This is a genomic window from Rhizobium sp. P2_G9, assembly GCF_056403475.1.
This window is the reverse complement of the sequence record NZ_JBFUFK010000027.1, coordinates 28919-49394: the sequence shown is the minus strand read 5'-3', so window position 1 is coordinate 49394 and position 20476 is coordinate 28919. Positions and strand designations below refer to the sequence as shown.

Sequence of the window (20476 nt, the reverse complement as noted above, 5' to 3'; positions counted from 1 at the left end):
TACAATGGCATCCATGCGGGAGAACCGCAGCAGCGCCCAAGGGAAATCCACCCGCCGTCTATCGCTGATTAAGCCCTTATGCAATAAGGGGAAAGCGCACGAATTGTCGTGTTCATCCATTGTGAAATCGATCGCATGAAGACAATTTCGGGCACCAATCTCGAACAGGCGAAGTCCCATAATCGGCGTGTCGTGATCGAAGCGATCCGGACGAATGGTCCGCTGTCGCGCGCTGCGATCGCGCGCCTGACGGCGCTGACCAACCAGACGGTGTCGAATATCGTCGAGGAACTGGAAGGTTCGGAACTCTTGAAGGCCGGCAAGCCGGAGAAAGCCACGCGCGGGCAACCGATCACGCCCTATTCTATCAATCCGAACGGCGCCTATTCGATTGGGCTGGAGCTTGAGCGCGAACATGCCATGGGCGTGCTGACCGACCTTTCCGGCGTCGTCCGGGCGCGGATCAAGCGGCAGATCGACCGTTTGCCGCCGGCTGAAGCCATTCCTTTGCTCGCCGAGATCACCGAGGAACTGCTGGGAAGCGTTCGGTTCGCCCGCAGCCGGCTTCTCGGCGCGGGCATTGCCATGCCGGGCCGCTATGCATCCGAAGGTGTCACATCGCTGACGCCGCTCGCACTTCCCGGTTGGCAACATTTCGAGGTGGCGCCTGAATTGCGCCGCCGCATCGGCGTGCCGGTCCTTGTCGAGAACGATGCGACCGCTGCAGCCATCGGCGAGCGGCTCTATGGCCTGGCGCGAGGGCTCGAAAGCTTCGTCTATCTGTTTCTTGGCGGCGGTATTGGCGCCGGCATGTTTCTCGACGGCCATCTCTACAGGGGAAGCCGCAACAATGCGGGCGAGATCGGCCACATGATCGTGGTGCCGAATGGTCGTCCTTGCATTTGCGGCAAGCGCGGCTGCCTTGACCGCTATATCTCGCTCGGGTCTGCCTACGAACATCTTGGGATCAAGGATCCCGAGCAGCACAGCGCCGAAGAACTTGAGGCTCTCATCGAGGGGGGTAGAGAGACGACCGAAGCCTGGCTGGATGCGGCGATCGAACCGATGCGCCAGACCGTGGATTTCCTCGAACTGGCATTCGATCCGCAGACCGTGGTGCTCGGCGGCTCCATGCCGCCATCGCTGCTCAAGCGGTTGGCCGCGCGGTTGGAGCCGCTCTACGCACCGGTCGATCCCGAAATGAAGCGTAGCATCCCGCGCGTCGTCATCGCGTCGACCGGCAGGGATACGGCGATCCTTGGTGCCGCGGCCCTGCCGGTGTTTTCAGAGACCAATCCGCAATTCGACGTCTTGCAGAAGAAGGTCGGCTGACTTTTTGTTCTTGCGCATGTCTTTGTCCCGAAACCGGTGGCCACTTTCGGGAGACATGCGTCACGAATAGCCGTAGAGGATCGGCATCAGCCCGGCGACGGCTTTGAAGCGCTCCCAGGATTTCCTCTCCGGCCTCGTCCAGGCGCTTTCCGCCAGCGCCGACAGGCGTGGGAAAACCAGCCGGTCGAAAACAGCGCGATCCGTCATCGGTTCGGACCAGATACAGGCCTGGATGCCGCGGAGCTTCTTCTTTTGCGCCTCGCTCCAGCCGGCGACCGGATCGAAGGTGTAGAGTTTTTCCGGGTCGGACCATCCCGCCCAGCTGGCGCCGGGCTCGTCCCAGTCCGGGCTGTTGGCCATGTCGAGATAGTAGACCTGGCCGGGGCAGACGACCATGTCATAGCCCTCTCCGGCAAGTGCGGCCGAAATTTCGACGCTGCGCCAGCCGCAGAGATAGCTCTTTTCCTTGTCGATGACATCGCCGTGTGCTGCCTCTTCCCAGCCACCGGTGATGCAGCCCTGTTCAGCAAGGAAGGTCTGGAGGCGTTTGAGGAACAGCGCCTGCAGAACGGCTGTGCCGGAACCGTTGATGTCGTCGGCACCGTGGGTATTGGTGACGACATTGAGCCGCTTGGCATGGGCATCGGCCATGGCATCGCCGCTGATCTGGCGCAGCAGCGCCAGCGCTTCCGGGGATCCGGACCACGCGCCAAGGGGCACTTCGTCGGCACCGACATGGATGGTCTTGAACGGGAAGAGTTCGATCAGCTCGCGGAAAATGGTTTCCAGCACTTCAAAGGTCTTTTCCCGCGCCGGATTGAGGCAATTGTCTGGAAAACCCTGAACCGAATAGTAGCTGCCTTTCTCCGCCGGATCGCGCAGCTCGGGAATGGCTTCCAGCATGGCAAAGCAATGACCGGGGACATCGATCTCCGGCACGATCTCGACACCCAGCGTTTTCGCCTCGGTAACGATCTCGCGGATGACCGCCTTGGTATAGTAACCACCGCTGCGGGCCGCGCCCGATCCCAGAAGCGACGGGATCTGCAGTCCGTGTCCGCGCCAGGCGCCGATCTCGGTCAGCGCCGGATAGGCGTCGATCTCCACCCGCCAAGCCTCGTCATCCGACAGGTGCCAGTGGAAGCGGTTGAGCTTGTTCCATGCCAGGATGGCGATCAATCGCTTGATCTCGGATGCGGCGTAGAATTGCCGCGCCACATCGAGATGCAGGCCGCGCCAGCCCAGGGCCGGCTCATCATGGATTTCGCCCTCGGCCGGGAAGATGAAGGCTTGCGGATGCAGCCGCGCCCCGCGCAGCATCTGGCCCAGGGTGATGAGGCCATAGAGCAGGCCGGTTTGCGTGCCAGCGGTGACAGAAGCTGCGTCTGCGGAAAATGTGATGTGATACGCCTCGTCCGCAAAGCCTTCGGCAATGGATAACGTGACCGGCAGCCCACCCTCTGCCACGGGACGGACAATGCCTTCGACCGCGAAAAGCTGCTCGACCAGTGCGGCAAAAGCATCCGTCGCAGCCTCAGCCTGCGGACCATTCGCACTGAGGGCGAGGCCAGCCGGTGGCGAGCGCCGACCGGAGATAGCGACCTTGCTGGGCCACGGAACGATCGACACTGCCACCGGTGGAGCATGCGGCACGGGATAAATTTCGGCACCGCGTTTCAGCGCAGCATTGCCGCCGACGAGCTTTGTCGGTGCAATGAAAATCGGGATGGCGCTGCCGTCGCTCAGGGCGACATAGGCGCTTGTGGCGCCGTCCGTCCAGTGGCGGAAGGGCCAGCTCAGCGCATGCACCGCAATCGTCCAGGTGTCGCCCGGGGCCAGTTCGAAATTGTCCGGCGGCAGGAATTCGGTAAAGTTGGAAAGGCGCCGGCCGATCGCGCCACCTTCGATCTCGACGGAGGGATCGACGCGCGCCGGCCCGCTGACGCAGAGTTTGAAATTGGCAATCGGTTTGGCGGAGAGATTTTTGAGGCTGAGGATATAGGCCTGTGTGGCTTTCTCCGAGGCGGGGCGCCACGAGGTCTCCAGCTGCAGGGCAGGTTGGGGCATGATCGACATGGATGTTCTCTTTGTCAGTGGGAGCTTAGACTTTGAGCATTCCGGCATAGATGCCGGGGGCGGAATTGGGGATCGGCATGGCGCCCACCGTCTTCTCATAGAAGGCCGAGGGACCGACATCGCCGATGATGGCATAGGCATAGCCCATGGATTTCAGGTCGAGCAGCGAGGCGAGCAACAGGGCATGGCCGATGCCGAGCCCTCGCGCCCCTTCATCGACGCCGGTTGGTCCGAAGAAGCCGCGGGCGATGGATTCGTGACAGGCAAAACCCACAAGTCTCTGGTCGCGGGTCGCGATCATGCAGGTCGGCGGCAGCCGGCTGAGCGCCACGGCGGTTTCGCTGGCCCAGCCATTGCCGAAATTGGCGGCGACCCAATCGGTGATGAGTTTGGCTTCCGGGGCAAGCGCGCGCCTTATCGTCACACCGGCATCTTTCATCCGGGTGGCAAGCGCCTCGTCGGGACTGAGCGGCGTCAGGTTGACAAGATAATCCACTGTCTGATCCTTCAATTGGGTGCCGCGACGGAGCGGACGAAATGGTTTGCACCAACTTGCTCGACCACGGACGAAGTCGGGCCGCTCAGTTTGCGAATCCGCTCCGCCTGTTCGAGGAAACGGGCGCTGCCGCCGGTCACGAAGGGCTGGCTGCCGTCGGGCACGGCGGAGAGCAGCAGCTGTGTGTAGGGATGGCGGGCATTGCCGATCACCGCATTCGTGTCGCCCCATTCGACCATCTGGCCGGAAAACATCACCACGATCTCCTCGGAGACATGTGCGGCCGTGGCAATGTCGTGGGTGATATAGAGCAGCGCCAGGTTCTTTTCGCGCTTGATGCGGGCGAGAAGTTCCAGCACGCCCATGCGGATCGACACATCGAGCATTGATGTCGGCTCGTCGGCAACCAGCACGCTCGGCTGCACGGCGAGCGCCCGGGCAATGTTGACGCGCTGCCGCTGGCCGCCGGAGAGTTCGTGCGGAAATTTCGACCGGGTGATATCCGCATCGAGCCCGACATGATCAAGCAGTTCCGTCACTGCCTTCGATATCGCCGTCTTTCCCACCGTATGCCGGTGCAGCACGATCGGCCGCGACAGGTGATGCTCGACCGAGAACACCGGATTGAGCGACGAGAACGGGTCCTGGAACACCATCTGTACATTACGGCGATAGGTTCGCTCGTCGGCGGCCGCGCCGATCGCGGTGAAATCCCGGCCACGGAAGCTGAGTTTGCCGGCGCTCGGCTGGTCCATGCGGGCGATGATCCTTGCGCAGGTGGTCTTGCCGCAGCCGGATTCACCGACCAGGGCCAGTCCTCGGCCGGGATTGAGCGATAGCGTGATGCCGCGCAGTGCCTGGATCGGGCCGAAGCGGCGCTCGATACCTTCGAGCTGGATGACGGGCTCGACGGAAGCGAGGGAGATGTGAGGATTGACGTTCATGCGGTCTCCTCCGTTCGCTGGCTGCGGCCCGGCAGTTGCGGAATGGCGTTCCAGAGCTTGCGGGTATAGTCATGTACAGGCGCCTGGCTGACCTGTCGGACATCGCCGACCTCGACCAGTTCGCCCTTCAGCATGACTCCGATCCGGTGGCAGAGCTGCGCCATGAGGTGCAGGTCATGGGTGATGAACAGCACCGAAAAGCCGTAAGTGCGCTGCAGATCGAGAACCTGTTCGAGGATTTCGCGCTGCACGACTACGTCGAGAGCTGTGGTCGGTTCGTCCATGATGATCAGTTCGGGCCGGAGCGCCAAGCAGATTGCCATGACGATGCGTTGCCGCATGCCGCCGCTGAACTGGTGCGGATAGTCGGAGAGGCGGCTTTGCGGAATGCCGACCAGCTTGAACATGGCTTCCGCCTGTTGGCGCGACTGGCTCTTCGAGCAGCCGGTATGCTGGCTGAGCACGTCGTGGAACTGCGCCTCCACCCGCATTAGCGGATTGAGCGAATTCATGGCGCTTTGGAACACCATGCCGACGCGCTTCCAGCGGATTTTCTGCATCTCGCGTTCAGGGAGTCTCAACAGGTTCTGGCCGTCGAGGATGATCTCGCCGCCGGCAATCCAGGCCGGCGGCTTGGAGAGCCGGGTGATTGCATAAGCGATCGTGCTTTTGCCGCAGCCGGATTCGCCGGCGAGGCCGAAGAGCTCGCCGCGGCCGATATTGAACGACACGTTCTTGACCGCGCGGAATTCGCCCTTGTCGAGCAGGTAGTCGACGTCGAGGTTGCGGATTTGCAGGAGGTCGTCACTCATTGGCCGGCCTCCAGGCTGCGATGGCGCGTGCGGTTGAGGCGCAGCCACCGGCTCAATGCCGGGCCGGAGCGCAGTTGCGGATTGGCGATCTCGTCGAAGGTGAAATTGACCAGCGCCAGCCCGAGCCCGATCAGCGCGATGCCCATCGCCGGCGCGCCGATGTCCCACCAGGCGCCGAGGATGATCGCCGACGAGTTCTGGGCATTGTAGAGCATCGTGCCCCAACTCACCTGCAATGGGTCGCCGAAACCGAGATATTCGAGCGTTGTCTGCGCCACGATCGCATAGATGATGCTGCCGACGAGGTTGATGCCGATCAGCGGCAGCAGGTTCGGCAGCAGTTCGACGAAGATGATCCGCCAACTGGGTTCGCCGATCATGCGGGCTGCGGTGACGAAATCCCGATGGCGCAAGGCAAGTGTCTGCGAGCGCGTCATGCGTGCGCCCCAGGGCCATGAGGTCAGCGTGATGATCGTCATGATCAGATAGGGCCCGACCGTGCCGGCAAAGGAAGCGAGCATTATGAGCAGCGGTATATTGGGTATGACCAGCACGGCATTGGTGGCGAGATCGAGAAGCGCATCGGTGCGGCCGCCGACATAGCCGGCAGTCAGCCCGATGATCGTGCCGAGCACTGTGATGGCAATGCCCGTGGCAAACCCAATCGAAATCGAGCTGCGGGCGCCCCAGACGAACTGGGTATAGACGTCGCGGCCCATTTTCGTGGTGCCGAACAGATGTTCGACCGTCGGTGGCTGATGCGAGCGGCCGACGCGCGCGCTCGGATTGCCGGGTGCAATGACCGGTGCTGCGATGGCCGTCAGGCAGAGCATGGCGATGATGATCAGCCCGGCCAGCGCCTTCTTCTGCTGGATAACAAGCTTGAACAGGGCCTTCATGCGCCGCTCTCCCGCAATCGCGGATCGACAATACCATAGATGATGTCGACCAAAAGGTTGGCGCCGAGTGTTGCCAAAGTCATCAGCAGCAATTGTCCCTGGATGACCGGATAGTCGCGCGCGACGCTGGCAGTGAACAGCGTCAGGCCGAGACCGGGATAGTTGAAGACGATTTCGGTGACGATCGAGCCGCCGAACACGGCGCCGAGCATCAGCGCCAGATTGGTCAGCACCGGCAGCATGGCATTGCGCGCGCCATAGCCGAACATGACAGTTGCAGGTTTCAGGCCCTTGGCCCGGCCCATGGTGACATAGTCCTCGCCGAGCACCGAGATCATCGACGAGCGCATCGTCGTCTGGAACTCGCCGATGAGATAGGGCGACAGCGTCAGCACCGGCATGATCCCGTGGTAGAAGACACTACCGAAGAAGGTGAAATTGAAACCCGGATCGAGATTCGGATCATAGGCATAGCCGACCGGGAACCAGCGCAGCGACACGCCGAAGAGGAAGAGTGTGCTGAGCGCGACGATGACAGGCGGAATGGCGATCATCACAACCGAGAACGGCGAGACGAAACTGTCGAACCGTCCGCCGCGCCGCCAGGCGGAAACAGCGCCGAGCGTCACCCCGACCAACAGCGAGAACAGGATCGCCGTGACCACCAGGAACATCGTCCACACGGTCGAACGGCCCAGAACCTCGACAACGGTCTCGGGGTAATATTTCACCGAGACGCCGAGATCGAGCGTCGCCAGACCCTTGAGGTAGTCGATGAATTGCAGGTAGATCGGCTCGTTGACGGCACCGAACCTGGCCTTGATCGCTTCGATCGCGGCGGGTGTCGCCCGCGGCCCGAGCTGGGCGATCATCGCATCCACAGGCGTCCCCGGCATCAGCCGGGGAAGTGTGAAATTCATCACGATCGCAAAGATCAATGCAACTGCGTAGACGCCGAGGCGCCGGGAGGAAATATGCATCCTCTGCTTCCTTCAGCCGTGTTTATTGGACAGGCTTCAGACGCAGCAGATGTATCAGGCGCATGCGGTTGTTGTCATGGTTTTCCGGGTTCATTACCGGATCGTCCTTGGTGACCCAGCCGGTAAAGCGTTTGCTCGAATACTGATACCAGGTCGGGCCGTTGAAGACCGGCACCATCGGAAAATCGTCGGCGACGATCACCTGGATCTCATTGAAAAGTTTCTTGCGCTCCTCGTCCGTCTTCGCCTGGCGGAACGCCTTGAACACGGCGTCGAGTTTCGGATTGGAATAGCGCGACGGCGCGGTCGGCACGCGTCCGGCAAATGTCGACGACATGGTCTGGTAATAACCGCGGAACGGCGTCGACCCATCGGGGCGCGATTGCAGGGCGACATCGAAACTGCCGTCGACCAGCTGCTTCTGCCACTGTTCATATTCCGGCGTGCCGACGGAAACATTCAAGCCAGACGCACGAAGACCCTCGGTGGCGATCTGGGCCATATCGATCCAGTCCGTCCAGCCGTTCGGAATGATGATGGTGAAAGCGATCGCCTGGCCGTCCGGCGTGGTGCGGAAACCGTCCGCGCCCTTCTTATAGCCGGCATCGTCGAGGATCTTGTTGGCCTTGTCGACGTCATAGCCCATCCATTGGTCCTTGTCGCCTTCGGCTGCCTTGTTGCGCCAGGCTTCGAAGCGCGGCGGCAGGCCGCTCGCATGAAGGTTGACGACCGGATAGCCGAAACCGGCAACATCGACCATCGCAGTGCGGTCCATGGCCAGGCTGAAGGCGTGGCGGAAGTTGATGTCGTTGAAGGCCTTGGCGTCGGCATCATTCTTGCTCTTCAGGTTCATCTGGAAAGCAACGGTTTCGGCCGGCGGCTGCCAATAGCCGTTATGCGCCGGGTCGAGCCCGACATAGGTCTTGTCGATCTGCGGCAGGAAGGAACCGATCCAGTCCATCGTGCCTTCCGGCAGGAGTGCCAGCATCTGGTCGTTGCCGGAGATCTGCGGCAGCTTCAGGCAATCGATATGCAGGTCGTTGGCATCCCAGTAATTGGGATTTCGGCACTGTTCGTAGACTTGCGGGGTGAAGCGGCGGATTTCGGTCATCGGTCCGGAGCCGACGGGGTTTTCGTTCTTGAACGCCACCGGGTCCTTGATGTCCTTCCAGATATGTTCCGGCACCACCGGGAGATCGGCAATCGACTCGGGGAACTGGGTATCGACGTCTTTCAGGTTGATCTTGACCTCGGTCGGCGAGGGTGCCTCGACCGATGCGATCGTGTCGGAGGCGCCGATGATGTCGACGGCAGGATTCTTGAGCATCAGGTCGATCGTGTATTTCACGTCCGCAGACGAGAAGGGCTTGCCGTCGGACCATTTGACGCCGTCGCGCAGGGTATAGGTTATCGACTTCAGGTCGTCGGCGAACTTGAAACCGGTCGCCAGCCGCCAGATCGGCTTGCCGCCGTCATCGGCGTTGAAGATCACCAGCGGCTCATAGATGAAATCCATGGTGCTCTGGCGCCGGCCGGCGAGATCGAACGGGTTGAAATTCCGCACCCAGCTCGTCTGTTCCTCGATATGCATCGCCAGTACGGCTTCCGCTTTCGCCGTGCCGGCGAACACACCCTGAGACAGAGGGGCGATTGCCAGGCTGGTGGAGAGCAGAAGCAGGGCGCGGCGCGACATTCTTCCATAAGCTGCTGTTTTGAAAGCCATTTTCATTCCCCTTTGCGTTTGATTTGATTTAGTCAATCAATTTGATTTAATCAAACAATGATTTTCGTCGGAGGTCAATCCGGGGGAGAGAAAAAAATTTGCGATACACAGGTTCCTTGATTTCCGGCCTCGCTTGCCTGTTGCAACCGCGGAAATCTTCAGCAAATCTCCCGCCATGCGGTGAAACGGGACGGGGACCCTGCAGTCCCTTCGCCCAGGCACCAGATCGGGAGCAGGTCATGATTGAAGCCGTCTTGTGGCAGCGTGTCGAAGGGCTGATCATCTTTGTGATCGGCGTCGCGCTGTTCTGGCACTGGCGAGAGGTCATGCCATGGTGGGCTGTGCTTCCCATTTTCCTGGCGCCGGATCTCAGCTTCTTCGGCTATCTACTTGGACCGAGAGCGGGCGCCTTTTGCTACAATGCGGTCCATATCTATGCTTTCGGCGCGGCCTTGCTGGCGATTGGCCTCGTCCTGCCGAGCCCGCTTGTTGCAGCGCTTGGCGCTCTCTGGCTGGCGCATTCCGGATTCGATCGCCTGCTCGGCTATGGCCTGAAGTCGCCGGAAAGCTTCAACGTCACGCATCTCGGTCGGATCGGGCAGCAGCGTTGAACAGGCTGAAACGCAAACCGGTCGATTGATGCAAAGAGCACGCACCCGAACCGTACTCATCACCGGCGCCAGAGCCCCGGTCGCCCTGCACCTCGCACGCCTCTTCGACGGCGCCGGCTGGCGTGTCATTCTCGCCGATACGCCGGCTTTCCCGCTGTCGGCGGCGAGCCGGGCCTGCACCTCCTATGTTCGCCTGCCGCCGCCGCGCGTTGAGCCGGAGCGTTACGGCGACGCGATCGAGACGCTGGTCGCGCGGGAAAATCCGGCACTGGTTGTGCCCACATGCGAGGAAATTTTCTATCTTGCGGCGGTGTGGCGGGATCGGGGGCTCCAGCCGCAGCTTTTTGCGCCGAGTATGGATTTGCTGACCGAGGTCCACAACAAATATGCGTTCAACCGGCTGTGCCTGAAGCTGGGTCTCGACGCGCCGCACACGATCTTGCTCGAAAGCCGGTACGATCTTCGCGCGGTCGAGGCGGATGCGTCGCGGCTGGTGTTCAAGCCGGTCTGGTCGCGTTTCGCCAGCCATGTGCTGATCAGGCCGACGCCGGAAAAATTGAAAGCCATTTCGCCCAGCCGGCGGATGCTGTGGGTGGCGCAGGATTTTCTCGCCGGCGAGGAGATCAGCGCCTATGCCGCGGCCCGCGGCGGCAAGCTGGTCGCGGCGTCGCTTTATCGCTCGCTCTGGCGGGCGGGCGCGGGTGCCGGCATCTGCTTCGAGCCGGTCGTTGATGCACGAGCAATCGATTTTATCAGCGGCTTCGTTTCCGGAACGGGATGGTCAGGGCAGATCTCCTTCGATCTGATGCGCCTGCCGGATGGATCGGTCCTGCCGCTTGAATGCAATCCGCGTGCGACGAGCGGATTGCATTTCTTCCACGACCCCGCACGTTTTGTGGCGGCGTTGACGGATGGGGACGCAGTCGAGCGGGATGTAACACGGCCGCAGACCGTGCGGCTCGCCATGTGGGCCTATGGCCTTCCGGCCGCCATTCGTACCGGCGCTCTCGGCCGTTTCCGAGGAGATCTGAAGGCCGCGGACGAATTGCTGGATTGGCCAGGCGATACGGCGCCCAGGCATGCGCAATGGCGGGCGCTCGCCGAAATCACGGCACTCGCTCTTCGCCACCGGATCACCTTGCAACAGGCGTCCACCCGCGACATCGAATGGGATGGGCCGGATCAGAGTTCGATATAGGCGGTGCGCGGCGTCTCGGCGGCGGAGGGAAGGGCGCCGGCCATGATTGCCTCGATATCCCGGCGCAGGAAATCGAGCGGGCCGACGACAGGCCTTGCCGATGGCGACAGCGCCGCATTGTCGCTCGCCGATTTCAGCACGCGCCGGTCCTGTTGCAGCGCGACCCAGAACAGCGGCCGGAAGGCATAGGATTTGAGATGGTCGAAAACGCTATTGCGTGGACCGATCAGGCAGCCGATGCCCTCGACATGACTGTCGGTCGCCTGCCGCAGGTGGAAGGTCGTGGCCAGAACCAAGCCGCCCGAACCCCAATATTCGAGCTCGGCAATGCCGGGATAGCGGAAGCGGCCAATGGTCTTGACGCGTTCGCCTTCCAGCAGGCGGCTGATCAAGCCATGCTGCCGCTCCTCGCCGGTATAGGACGCCTCGACCCAGCCGGGACCGCCGGTCATATCGACGCGCACGAGCTGGCGCTTGCTTGAGAGCCCGCGCAGCAAGCCTTTGTGGGTGAAATGCGTATGGGTGGCGTCGAGAATGTTCTCAGCGGCATCGACCAGTTTCGTCTCGGTGCTGCTGCGCACCAGCCGGATCAAGATGTTTTGCCCTTCGGCGCAATGCAGATAGGGCGGGTGGTCCGACTCGCCCTTCGAGACGAACAACACGCCATCCTTCTCGAACGTTTTCAGCCTCGGCACGTGATAGCTCGGCACAGCATCGGTCAGGCCTGGAATGGCCGTGCAGGTTCCGGCTGCGTTGAAGCGCCAGCCGTGATAGGGACACTCGATCTCGCCGTCGACCACCTTGCCCTTCGACAATTCGACGAGCCGGTGCGGACAACGGTCGTGCAGCGCAGCCACCTGCGACCCGGCGCGAAACAACACGATCGGTTGACCGAAGAACAGAATCCGCTTCGGCTTGCGCGCTATATCCGAGGCAAAGGCGACGGCATGCCAGCTTTCGGCCAGGTCGGTCATAGATCAAATGCCTCCAGAAGTGGAATGCCGATGCGGGTCAACAGGCTCTCCATCAGCCGCACCGCCAGACGTTGCCGCCGAGGCAGGTGATCGACGTAGACAGCGCTATGTTCGATCACCGGTTCGGCGCCGCGCAGGCGCTTGAACTGGCCGGCGCCGGCGCTCATGTTGAAGAACAGCCTGCGCTCGATGGCGATCCTCTGCCCCTCGGCCATGACCAGCCGATAGAGACCGTCGCGCATGGGCAGGCTGGTGTCATAGCCGACCAGCGGCTGGGTCAATGTCAACCCGTTTTCAAAGAAGCCCGAAACCGCGGCGAGGCGGTCGTCCGCATCGCGGTAGCCGATCAGCTCGATCAGGTTCCGCTTATGCATTTCGCGGATATAGGCGGCGGAATATTGCGGGTTGAGCGGGGTATATTTGTCGAGATAGAGCATTTTGTAGAGTGCGGCCGAACGCTCATAATCTGTTTCGGTGAAACTGTCGCCCGGGGCGAAACGATAGTGCGTCCGGCGGATCAGCGCCTGGTCGCTCTTCATGTCGCCGGTCCTACGTATGCAGGCGTCGAGGCCCGAGAAGATATAGATCCGGCGCGCCGCCAGCATGCGAAACCCTGCTGCTTTGAGGCTCTCGATCGACCGGCCGTCGGCCCTGCTGTTGAGCGAACGCAACACGATTGCCCGATCGGGATAGTGATGGCGGAGTCTGTCGATGATTGCGCGCGCCGTCGACGCGTCCAAGTCGGGCACGGGATTGGTGGAAAGCAGCCAGTTGTTGACCTGGACCTGATGGTCGAGCCCGCTTAGCGACAGCAGCGGCGCACAGGCGCGGATCAGTGCCCGAACGGCCCGCCGCAACAGCGGCGCGGCGGCGAAATTGCGAGTTTCGTCGATCGCATAGTCAATATAGGCGCTGCTGGGGCGGCAGATATAGCAGTTTGGCGCATCCGTGCGGCTGTTCACCGAAAGCGGAAAATGCCGTCCTCCGACCTCGATCGAGCTGATCTCGGTCACGAGATTGGCGACCAGGTCAGGAACGGGAAAGTCGTTGAACAGCGTGACGAAGCGCGCAACCGTTTCCGGTGCGTTCAGCACCTGACCGATCTGGCCCAATGGCGGAAGGGGCTGCGTCATGGCCGGGCCTCGTCCCGCAGCCGGCATTCGACCCGCCTCAGCTTGCGGCCCGGCTCGAAGCCCATCGTCTCGCGGCGGACCTCCATGGCGGGAGAGAGGCCGCGTCGCTTGAAGAGTGCGGCGAGCGCCGCCCGCGCGGCCTCGGCGCTTGCAACCGGCAGGTTCGGCTCGAGAACCAGAGCAATTTTTGTCGGGCTTTCCCGCAGGATGCGGAAATCCATGATGTCGCGCGCCGCATCCAGCACCGCATTGCGCATCACATCGGGGGTGACGAGCACCGGGGCGCCATTCGGCTGGTCAAAGACAAAGACATCGTCCATCCGCCCGACAACCTCGTCCACGACCCTGAGCGGCGAGCCGCAGGAGCAAGGTGCCTCCGCCAGCCGCAAGAGATCGTTCATGCGATAACGCGCCATGATCTGGAATTTCCGGCGGAAGCCGGTCACCAGCGGGGCCACCAGCCCATCACCCACTGGTTCGAATTCGAAGACATTGGCGTCCTCGGCCAGATGCAGGCGGCTATGCGCGCAGGAGACGGCGAACAGGCCCTCGGTCGCCATATAGATCTGGCCGAGCATCAGGCGGAAATGTGCTTCGATCACTTGGCGATCGACTGGGTCCAGCGTCTCCGCCCCGGCATACAGCCGCCGCGGCGCGATAGGCACGGCACTCTCTGCCAGATGACGCAACACTCTGGGCGGGGCTACAACCGTGGTGGGCGTGAACGCCGCCAGCGCGTCGCTCCAGGCCTCGATCCCCTGGCGGAGGTCGAAGAAGCGCACCTGCAGCCGGCGTGTCTGGCCGGTAGTGTCATAAAGGGCGGAACTCTGCGGCAGGATGACGGCCACGCGTTCCGGCTGGACGAGAAAACGCGGCACGGTCTTGGCAAGGATCGTGCCCAGCCAGCGATGCCGTTCGGCGGCGGTGATCGCATAGAGCGCCCGGTTGCCGCTGGTTCCCGTGCTTGCGCCGATATCGACAGTGTCGAGCCTTCCGGTGGTCTCAAAAGCGCGCCAGCCTTGTTCGGCCGTGATCCGGCCCTGATTGAAAGCGTGGAAATTCGTCATCACCACGGCCTTGTCGATCACCGGCAAGTCCTCGATCCTCCGCGGCGCATCGCGGTAGAAATCGACGGCGGGCAGGTCGTGCTCCAGCCACTGTTGCAGGCGGCGTTTCTGCCAGCGCTCGAAATCGGCACGGCTCCGCCCGGGGCGTCCGTTCCAAAGCGTGTCGACAAAGGCTGCGGCGATCTCGATGCGACCCGTCATGCAGGCGTCTCCAGGAGATCATGGGGACTGTCGGCCGGATCGTGGCACAACAGCACGTCGCCACCCCTGTCCCGGAACGCTTGAACGCGGCGGGTGCTCTCGGCCAGATCATGTCGGTTGTCGGCGATCAGGCTCGACGGAAACCCAGGCGTTCGAGATACCGGAAGGGCGTCCAGCAGCCATTGCACATCCACCGCGTAAAGAAGCGGAACCGGCAAATTGGCGAAGCAGATGCCGAAATGCCCCTCCGCATGACCGGGGAGATCCACGGCGAGCATGCTGCCATCGCCCAGGAGATCATAACCCACGCCGAGACCCAGTGGTGCCTCTTGCCGGGGAAACGTGCCGACATCGATGATCCGCGTGAAAAGATCGGCTGGCAGCAGTTCGGGAAATATGCCGTGGCCGAGGTTCCGCCATCCTCCGCCGGCCTGGATGCGGTCGAAGATGCCCCGCCTGGCGAAAATTTTCGCCTGCGGAAAGAGATCGAGACATGCGACATGGTCGGCATGGAAATGGGTGACGATGACGGCGCGGACGTCTTCCGGTCGAGCGCCAAGGCGGCCGAGCGCGGCTTTCGGCTGCCCCCGGTCCAGCAATTCGGCGCCTAGCAGGCTGCTATAGATCCTGAGAGCCATGCTGCGCGGTTCGTGCTTGACGCGTGGGCCATAGCCCGTGTCGATCAGCATCAGCCCGGCATCGGGATGGCGGAAAATGCCGTAGCGGACTTTGAGCCGGATCTTCTGCCGGCGGCCGCCCTTCAGGACCAGCCATTCCGGTGTGTCGACGATGGCGCTGTTGGCAAAGACCGGGTTCACCACGCGTCGCCCCCGCCGAGTGTCTTTTCCAGGCCTTTCGCGAATGAAATCGCCGGTTGCCAGTGCAGCATTTTCCGGGCTTTGGTGATATCGAGGCTTTGGCGGAAGGCGAAAAGCCCGAGCGTATAGGGCGTCACCAGCGGCTCCCGGGAGAAGGGGAGGGCAAGGCTGGCAACTTCCATCAGCCGAGTAACCATGAGCGCTGGCCAGAACGGCACTTTCTGCCAGCGCACCGGCATGGAGAGGGCGGTGCAGACACGCTCGACGATCTCCTTCACAGCGATCACCTCGCCGCCGGAAATATTGAAGGTCTCGCCCTCCAGCGCCGGCTCGGGAACGAGCGCGGCTTCTATTGCCGCCACCACATCGCTGACATGGGTGAGATCAATGGCGGCCACGCCGCCACGCAGGAGGGGGAGTGGTCTCCGGCTGGCCGCAGCGACGAGACGCGGCAACAGTGTCTTCTCGCCGGCGCCATAGATGCCGCGCGGGCGCAGACTGACCGGCCCGAGTTCGCGCCGGGCAAGAACCAGCCGTTCGGCTTCCGCTTTTGTCCTGGCATAGGCATTGACGGGCGGCGGCAGCGGCTCGGTCTCGGTGACCCCGGTCTTGTCGCGCAGCTCGAAATAGACCGTTGGAGAGGAAATGTTGACGAAGCGGCGCGCGCGAAGCGTTTCCGCCAGATCGAGCGCATTCTTCGTGCCGTCGACATTGGCGGTGCGGAAGGCGGCAAGCCGCCCGAAGGGCGCTGAGAGTGCGGCGCAATGCACCACCGCATCCACGCCGCCGATCTGCCGCACCTGCGCAGGATCCGGGCGGCGGGAAAGGTCGAGGCAGACGGTTGCGAAGCCGGCCTCCGATAAGCGGCGGCAGCGTTCGCCGTCACGGCCCGCTGCCACCGTATCGAAGCCACGCTGCATGAGATGATGTATGAGCGCACCACCCAGATATCCCGTCGCCCCGGTGACAAGCACACGCGCCACGATCAGACCTCGATCGCCATGCCGCCGAAGGAAACACCGGCCGAGGTCCCCAGCAACAGCAGGCGCATGCCGGGTCTGATCCGGCCGTCGCGCCGGGCGATATCGAGCGCCGTGGGAATGGAGGCGGCGATCTGGTTTCCGAGTCGAGCTGCAATGCTGACCACGCGGCTCTCCTGCATGCCGGTATGCTGCACCATGTGTTCGAGCGCCAGCGGGCTTGCCTGATGGGGCACGACGAGATCGACATCGTTGCGCGACCATCCGGCAGCGGCGAGGACTTTCTCGACGAAGGGTGGGAAATGCCGGTGCGCGATGCGAAACAGTTCCTTGCCATCCATGCGAAACACGGCGTGGCGGGCAAAATCCTCCGGCTGGCGGTGAAAATCGAAACGTGTGCCGCCGGCGCCGATCTCGCAGGCGTCATAGGCCGTGGGATAGCTCTCAAGGCGGCTGGCGCGGATGCCGGACCGGCCGTCCGGCGAGGCGACCAGCACGGCTGCTGCCGCGCCATCGCCGAACAGTGCAGCAATATCCGGCTGCTCCTGCCATGGCAGCGCCCGCGAGGCGATCTCGGAGGAAAACACCAGTGCCGCCCGACAAAGGCCGGTGGCGATCTTGGTCGCGGCGAGCTCGAACGCCGTCAGGAAACTGAGACAGGTGGAATTGACATCATGGGCCGCCGCGGCACCATCGGCAATGCCGAGCTCACGCATGACCAGCGGGGCGGTCGTCGGCAGAGTTTGATAGGGAATGCCGCAAGCCCCGAGCACCAGATCAATGTCGCCGGCGCCGAGCTCAGCCTCTTCCATCGCGCGCCGTGATGCGGCGACTGCGAGTCCGATCTGGCCTTCTTGCCCGCAGATATGGCGGCTCCGCACGCCCGTCGCTTTTTCCAGATAGCCCGGCTCGAGGCCAAGCCGGCGGTCGAGTTCCGTCGACAGCACCAGGGTCTCAGGCAGCGCATGGCCTGTGCCAGCTATCCGTACAGGAATAATCGTCGTGCCTCCGGTTCCGCGGCGATGGATATACTCCGCCTATGATTAACTTGTGATCGTGATTGAGCAAGCCCCGCCGGAGAACCAGGATTTCGTTCATCGCAGGCGACGACATTCTCTCTGCCGACGAGCAAGCCGGCGTCGTCGAGTTCGAGGCGCCGCTCAGGGGCGTCGAAGGCAATGCTGCTGTCTATCGTATCATTCGTGGCCGATAGCCGCACCGGCGGCGCCACCCGCTGCGATCGTTGACGTGCTGGGGCATGTCAGGCTCTGGCGGTTGCAAAATTGGTGCTGAGCTCGAACGCTATTCCCGATCCCTCAGCAAAGGATTGCAGCGCGGGTCCACTTTCGCTCACGATGTCCTCGACGATGCGCTTGCGCTCCTGATCGCCCATTGCCTTGCCACGGGCGCTCATCCCGACCAGCGCCATCGTGTTCAATCGTAGCAGGGGCGCGCCGTCCTCGAAATTCATGGTACGTGACATCACCCGTGACCGGACGTCGTGGAAGCCAGCGAACCGGAGTAGCTCCTCAAGTGACGCTGCGTTGCCGAAGCTGTGCCGCAGATCGGCGACCGGACCCAGGCGGCGCTCCGCGACCTCGCGCAGTTTGCGAAAAAAGGGGATATCATCGTCAGAGCACCAGGTGCTTACTGCCAATCTACCGCCATCCGCCAGCGCCCGCCGCATCTGCGTTGCCGCCGCAGCTTTGTCGGGAAAGAACTGCAAGCCCTGCTGGCAGGTGACGACATCGAACTGCTCGCCGTCGTGGAGGGGCAGGGCACCGACATTTCCCTCGCGCCAGTCAATGTCCGGTGCAGCGGCACGTGCGACTGCAAGCATATCAGAGCTTAAATCGATGCCGACGATATGGTTGGCTCTCCCGAGCCGCTTCCTGGCAAGGCGTGCCACGATTCCTGTTCCGCAGGCGATGTCGAGAATACGATCGCCTGGAGACAGATGAAGTTCATCGAGGGTCAGGTTCGCCCACGGCTGGAAAAGAGGACCTACGAGCCACTGCTCGTACATCTCCGGGAAGCTTGCTTGATTCATTGCATAGCTGGGCAGGGCCATGTTTGCCCCCAATGGATTTCCGCAGGCACATCCTGCTGCCTTCGCACTGCTGCACTATCCCAATGCGAACATACTCTTGTCCTCAAGTGCCAGCAAGATTATCCCCAGCATTTTTACACTATGCAGTTTTGCAAATCTTCGGATCGAGCAGCCGGTTTCGAAATAGATCATCGGGCATTGAATTGATTGGGTTCAACAAGACTGGTGTCGCCGCCTATCAAATAGCCTCAATACCAAGGCCTTTGAGCAGGATCGCCGCCGATGCAGCGCAGTGCCGCATTGCGCGGCATCAGCAGCGAGATCAGCGTCTACTCGATGCCGTAGGCGTGGGCACGTTTAGCGCGCCCATCGATGTAGAGCCGAAGCGCCGTTTGGCGGTCACCGGGTCACGGGAGCGGTGACCGCTTGGATCACGTCGGTCGCCATGTTGAACTCCTTCACGCGGTTGGTGATGCCGTGGCGGCGGGCGATCCAGCTGAAATCGGTATAGGCGACGTGAACCGCGCCATCCTTGGCCTGATAGACGAGAACCCGGACAGGCCAGTCGAGGCCGGCGGTCGGGTTGGCGGTGATGAATGTCGTGCCGAGGGCAGGATTGCCGAACAGAATCAGCCGCGACGGCAGCACTTTGTTGCCGGCGGCATTGCCGAGTGCGGCCTGGTCGATATCGTCGAACAGCCTGATGCCCTTTGCCGTGACGTTGGCCTTGATCTTGCGCACCGTCTCATCGACGGAATAGTGGCTGTCGAGGATGACGACGCCGTCGCTGGTGCCGGCCTGGGCCGGTGCGATCGGCGTCATGGCGATGGTTCCCGTCAGCAGCATGGCTGTGACGCACATTTTGATCAGTCCTTGCATGTCATTGTCTCCTTGGTTGGGGTGGGGCTGCATGGAAGATGTGTCGCAGCTTGCATCGTGACGTATCGGCGGTTAGCGGCTGGCAGCGCCCAGCGAGCGGCCGAGCAGCATCGCGGTGCCGAGTGCGGCGACCAGGACGAAGACACAGGCATTCCAGCCGAGGCGGTCATAGACCTGTCCCAGGACCAGGCTGCCGATGAGGCCTCCGCTATAATAAGAAGCGAGGTAGATGCCACTGGCGCCGGCCCTGTCGCTCATCGCGCGCCGGCCGACAATGCCGGTCGCCATGGCCTGCGCCAGGAAGGTGCCGACTGCCACCAGCGCCAATCCGCCGAGGATGACCGGCAGGCTGGTGCTGATGAGTGCGAGCAGCCCGATCACCGCCATCGCCAGCGTCAGCACGATCCCCGCTGTCGAGCCGATGCGGGCTGCAAGCCTGCCGGCGAAGGGCGTGGTTAGGATGGACGGCAGGAAGACGAGATAGACGAGGCCGAGTGCCATCGGCGCTACGCCGAGCGTGACCAGGCGAAAATTCACATAGGTGTAGGTTCCGATGAACACGAACAGGATCAGGAAGCCGATGGCAAAGACGCGGCGCAGGTCGGGGTCGGCGAGATGCACGCGCCAGATGCTCATGGTCAGGCTACCGCGGTCATTCACCCGCATCATTTTCGTAGCGCTCCTGAGCGTGAACCAGACGAGTGCGGCGCCGAGAAGATTGAGTGCGGCAAACATCAGGAAGTTCACCGACAGGCCGCCGAAACCGGCGACGGCGGCCGACAGGATGCGGCCGAAGAGATTGCTGGCGACGTTGCCGGTGACATAGGCGGCCAGTGCGCCCGTGGCTTGCTTGGCCGAAAAGGTCTCGGACAGGTAGGCGGCCGTCAGGGTAAAGGCGGTCGACATGCAAAGTCCCTGCAACACCCTCAGCATCGCGAAGACGGCGATGTTGTCGGTGAATGCGAGGAGCGTGGTCGGAACGGAGAGGATAGCCAGGCTGATCCAGATGCCGTTGCGCCGATCGAGATTGCTGCCGAAGAAGGCGACGAGCAGGCCGGCGACAGCCATGCCGAATGTGCTGGCATTGACGGCAAAGCCCATTGTGGCGCGGCTGACCCCGAACTTTTGCACCAGCGACGGCAGTACCGCCTGCGCGGCGAACAGATCGACAAGGGTCAGGAAGGCAATCAGCGCGATCAGGCCAAAGCGCCAGCTGTCAGCCACGGCCGTCTTTCCCGTTCGCATGGGCGCATCGAGATTCTGTTCGATATCGGTCATATCCGGTTCTCCGTTGCACGCCGCG

At 62.4% G+C, this 20476-nt stretch carries 20 protein-coding genes; 4 read left to right on the top strand and 16 right to left on the bottom strand.

Annotation, left to right across the window (positions count from 1 at the left end):
* Positions 1-135: 135 nt before the first annotated feature.
* On the top strand, positions 136-1332 hold the full coding sequence (locus AC1DYF_RS21895; RefSeq protein WP_477878880.1) for an ROK family transcriptional regulator: 1197 nt from the start codon (positions 136-138) through the stop codon (positions 1330-1332).
* Positions 1333-1392: 60 nt separating this feature from the next.
* On the opposite strand, the gene AC1DYF_RS21890 is transcribed toward AC1DYF_RS21895, so the two are convergent.
* From AC1DYF_RS21890 to AC1DYF_RS21860, 7 genes are read right to left on the bottom strand one after another with little or no spacing between them, the layout of a single operon-like run.
* Entirely contained in the window at positions 1393-3408 is a 2016-nt protein-coding gene (locus AC1DYF_RS21890) for a beta-N-acetylhexosaminidase (protein ID WP_477878879.1), read from the bottom strand.
* Between the two features lie 25 nt (positions 3409-3433).
* Positions 3434-3904 (bottom strand): GNAT family N-acetyltransferase, encoded by a 471-nt coding sequence (locus AC1DYF_RS21885; RefSeq protein ID WP_477878878.1) that lies wholly within the window; start codon positions 3902-3904, stop codon positions 3434-3436.
* A gap of 11 nt (positions 3905-3915) precedes the next feature.
* Positions 3916-4848, bottom strand: coding sequence for an ABC transporter ATP-binding protein (locus tag AC1DYF_RS21880; RefSeq protein ID WP_477878877.1), 933 nt, complete (start codon positions 4846-4848; stop codon positions 3916-3918).
* Positions 4845-5660 (bottom strand): ABC transporter ATP-binding protein, encoded by an 816-nt coding sequence (locus AC1DYF_RS21875; RefSeq protein ID WP_477878876.1) that lies wholly within the window; start codon positions 5658-5660, stop codon positions 4845-4847. Before AC1DYF_RS21875 ends, AC1DYF_RS21880 begins: the two co-directional genes overlap by 4 nt.
* Positions 5657-6559, bottom strand: coding sequence for an ABC transporter permease (locus tag AC1DYF_RS21870; protein WP_477878875.1), 903 nt, complete (start codon positions 6557-6559; stop codon positions 5657-5659). Before AC1DYF_RS21870 ends, AC1DYF_RS21875 begins: the two co-directional genes overlap by 4 nt.
* Positions 6556-7539, bottom strand: coding sequence for an ABC transporter permease (locus tag AC1DYF_RS21865; protein WP_477878874.1), 984 nt, complete (start codon positions 7537-7539; stop codon positions 6556-6558). Before AC1DYF_RS21865 ends, AC1DYF_RS21870 begins: the two co-directional genes overlap by 4 nt.
* A 22-nt stretch (positions 7540-7561) precedes the next feature.
* Positions 7562-9130, bottom strand: coding sequence for an ABC transporter substrate-binding protein (locus tag AC1DYF_RS21860; RefSeq protein ID WP_477878945.1), 1569 nt, complete (start codon positions 9128-9130; stop codon positions 7562-7564).
* Positions 9131-9501: 371 nt separating this feature from the next.
* On the opposite strand from AC1DYF_RS21860, the gene AC1DYF_RS21855 reads away from it, so the two are divergent.
* A complete protein-coding gene (locus AC1DYF_RS21855) occupies positions 9502-9873 on the top strand; it encodes a DUF4260 domain-containing protein (RefSeq protein ID WP_477878873.1) in 372 nt (123 codons plus the stop codon).
* Positions 9874-9901: 28 nt separating this feature from the next.
* Entirely contained in the window at positions 9902-11071 is a 1170-nt protein-coding gene (locus tag AC1DYF_RS21850; RefSeq protein ID WP_477878872.1) for an ATP-grasp domain-containing protein, read from the top strand.
* Here AC1DYF_RS21850 and AC1DYF_RS21845 read toward each other — a convergent pair.
* From AC1DYF_RS21845 to AC1DYF_RS21820, 6 genes are read right to left on the bottom strand one after another with little or no spacing between them, the layout of a single operon-like run.
* The gene (locus AC1DYF_RS21845) at positions 11056-12045 is read right to left on the bottom strand and encodes a Rieske 2Fe-2S domain-containing protein (protein ID WP_477878871.1); all 990 of its coding nucleotides are present in this window, start codon (positions 12043-12045) and stop codon (positions 11056-11058) included. The genes AC1DYF_RS21850 and AC1DYF_RS21845 overlap by 16 nt on opposite strands.
* On the bottom strand, positions 12042-13178 hold the full coding sequence (locus AC1DYF_RS21840) for a GNAT family N-acetyltransferase (RefSeq protein ID WP_477878870.1): 1137 nt from the start codon (positions 13176-13178) through the stop codon (positions 12042-12044). Before AC1DYF_RS21840 ends, AC1DYF_RS21845 begins: the two co-directional genes overlap by 4 nt.
* On the bottom strand, positions 13175-14446 hold the full coding sequence (locus AC1DYF_RS21835; protein ID WP_477878869.1) for a CoF synthetase: 1272 nt from the start codon (positions 14444-14446) through the stop codon (positions 13175-13177). Before AC1DYF_RS21835 ends, AC1DYF_RS21840 begins: the two co-directional genes overlap by 4 nt.
* On the bottom strand, positions 14443-15267 hold the full coding sequence (locus tag AC1DYF_RS21830) for an MBL fold metallo-hydrolase (RefSeq protein ID WP_477878868.1): 825 nt from the start codon (positions 15265-15267) through the stop codon (positions 14443-14445). Before AC1DYF_RS21830 ends, AC1DYF_RS21835 begins: the two co-directional genes overlap by 4 nt.
* Positions 15261-16247 (bottom strand): NAD-dependent epimerase/dehydratase family protein, encoded by a 987-nt coding sequence (locus AC1DYF_RS21825; protein WP_477878867.1) that lies wholly within the window; start codon positions 16245-16247, stop codon positions 15261-15263. Before AC1DYF_RS21825 ends, AC1DYF_RS21830 begins: the two co-directional genes overlap by 7 nt.
* Before the next feature lie 2 nt (positions 16248-16249).
* Entirely contained in the window at positions 16250-17191 is a 942-nt protein-coding gene (locus tag AC1DYF_RS21820) for a 3-oxoacyl-ACP synthase III family protein (protein WP_477878866.1), read from the bottom strand.
* 113 nt (positions 17192-17304) lie between these two features.
* Between AC1DYF_RS21820 and AC1DYF_RS21815 the strand changes: the two genes are divergently transcribed.
* Positions 17305-17457, top strand: coding sequence for a hypothetical protein (locus AC1DYF_RS21815; protein ID WP_477878865.1), 153 nt, complete (start codon positions 17305-17307; stop codon positions 17455-17457).
* A 48-nt stretch (positions 17458-17505) separates the two neighbouring features.
* Here the strand turns inward: AC1DYF_RS21815 and AC1DYF_RS21810 are convergent, their stop codons facing one another.
* The 3 genes from AC1DYF_RS21810 to AC1DYF_RS21800 form a co-directional block, all read right to left on the bottom strand.
* Positions 17506-18315, bottom strand: a complete 810-nt coding sequence (locus AC1DYF_RS21810; protein WP_477878864.1) for a class I SAM-dependent methyltransferase — start codon at positions 18313-18315, stop codon at positions 17506-17508.
* A gap of 378 nt (positions 18316-18693) precedes the next feature.
* Positions 18694-19173 (bottom strand): DUF302 domain-containing protein, encoded by a 480-nt coding sequence (locus tag AC1DYF_RS21805; RefSeq protein WP_477878863.1) that lies wholly within the window; start codon positions 19171-19173, stop codon positions 18694-18696.
* 72 nt (positions 19174-19245) lie between these two features.
* Positions 19246-20451: an MFS transporter gene (locus tag AC1DYF_RS21800; protein WP_477878862.1), complete on the bottom strand. Its 1206-nt coding sequence runs from the start codon at positions 20449-20451 to the stop codon at positions 19246-19248.
* Between the last annotated feature and the right edge of the window lie 25 nt (positions 20452-20476).

Excerpts from the sequence above, each read along its gene's own strand:
- AC1DYF_RS21890 (WP_477878879.1), bottom strand. The coding sequence starts at position 3,408 with ATGTCGATCATGCCCCAACCTGCCCTGCAGCTGGAGACCTCGTGGCGC.
- AC1DYF_RS21835 (WP_477878869.1), bottom strand. The coding sequence starts at position 14,446 with ATGACGGGTCGCATCGAGATCGCCGCAGCCTTTGTCGACACGCTTTGG.
- AC1DYF_RS21810 (WP_477878864.1), bottom strand. The coding sequence starts at position 18,315 with ATGGCCCTGCCCAGCTATGCAATGAATCAAGCAAGCTTCCCGGAGATG.
- AC1DYF_RS21880 (WP_477878877.1), bottom strand. The coding sequence starts at position 4,848 with ATGAACGTCAATCCTCACATCTCCCTCGCTTCCGTCGAGCCCGTCATC.
- AC1DYF_RS21800 (WP_477878862.1), bottom strand. The coding sequence starts at position 20,451 with ATGACCGATATCGAACAGAATCTCGATGCGCCCATGCGAACGGGAAAG.
- AC1DYF_RS21895 (WP_477878880.1), top strand. The coding sequence starts at position 136 with ATGAAGACAATTTCGGGCACCAATCTCGAACAGGCGAAGTCCCATAAT.
- AC1DYF_RS21870 (WP_477878875.1), bottom strand. The coding sequence starts at position 6,559 with ATGAAGGCCCTGTTCAAGCTTGTTATCCAGCAGAAGAAGGCGCTGGCC.
- AC1DYF_RS21875 (WP_477878876.1), bottom strand. The coding sequence starts at position 5,660 with ATGAGTGACGACCTCCTGCAAATCCGCAACCTCGACGTCGACTACCTG.
- AC1DYF_RS21865 (WP_477878874.1), bottom strand. The coding sequence starts at position 7,539 with ATGCATATTTCCTCCCGGCGCCTCGGCGTCTACGCAGTTGCATTGATC.
- AC1DYF_RS21805 (WP_477878863.1), bottom strand. The coding sequence starts at position 19,173 with ATGCAAGGACTGATCAAAATGTGCGTCACAGCCATGCTGCTGACGGGA.
- AC1DYF_RS21850 (WP_477878872.1), top strand. The coding sequence starts at position 9,902 with ATGCAAAGAGCACGCACCCGAACCGTACTCATCACCGGCGCCAGAGCC.
- AC1DYF_RS21845 (WP_477878871.1), bottom strand. The coding sequence starts at position 12,045 with ATGACCGACCTGGCCGAAAGCTGGCATGCCGTCGCCTTTGCCTCGGAT.
- AC1DYF_RS21840 (WP_477878870.1), bottom strand. The coding sequence starts at position 13,178 with ATGACGCAGCCCCTTCCGCCATTGGGCCAGATCGGTCAGGTGCTGAAC.
- AC1DYF_RS21860 (WP_477878945.1), bottom strand. The coding sequence starts at position 9,130 with ATGCATATCGAGGAACAGACGAGCTGGGTGCGGAATTTCAACCCGTTC.
- AC1DYF_RS21855 (WP_477878873.1), top strand. The coding sequence starts at position 9,502 with ATGATTGAAGCCGTCTTGTGGCAGCGTGTCGAAGGGCTGATCATCTTT.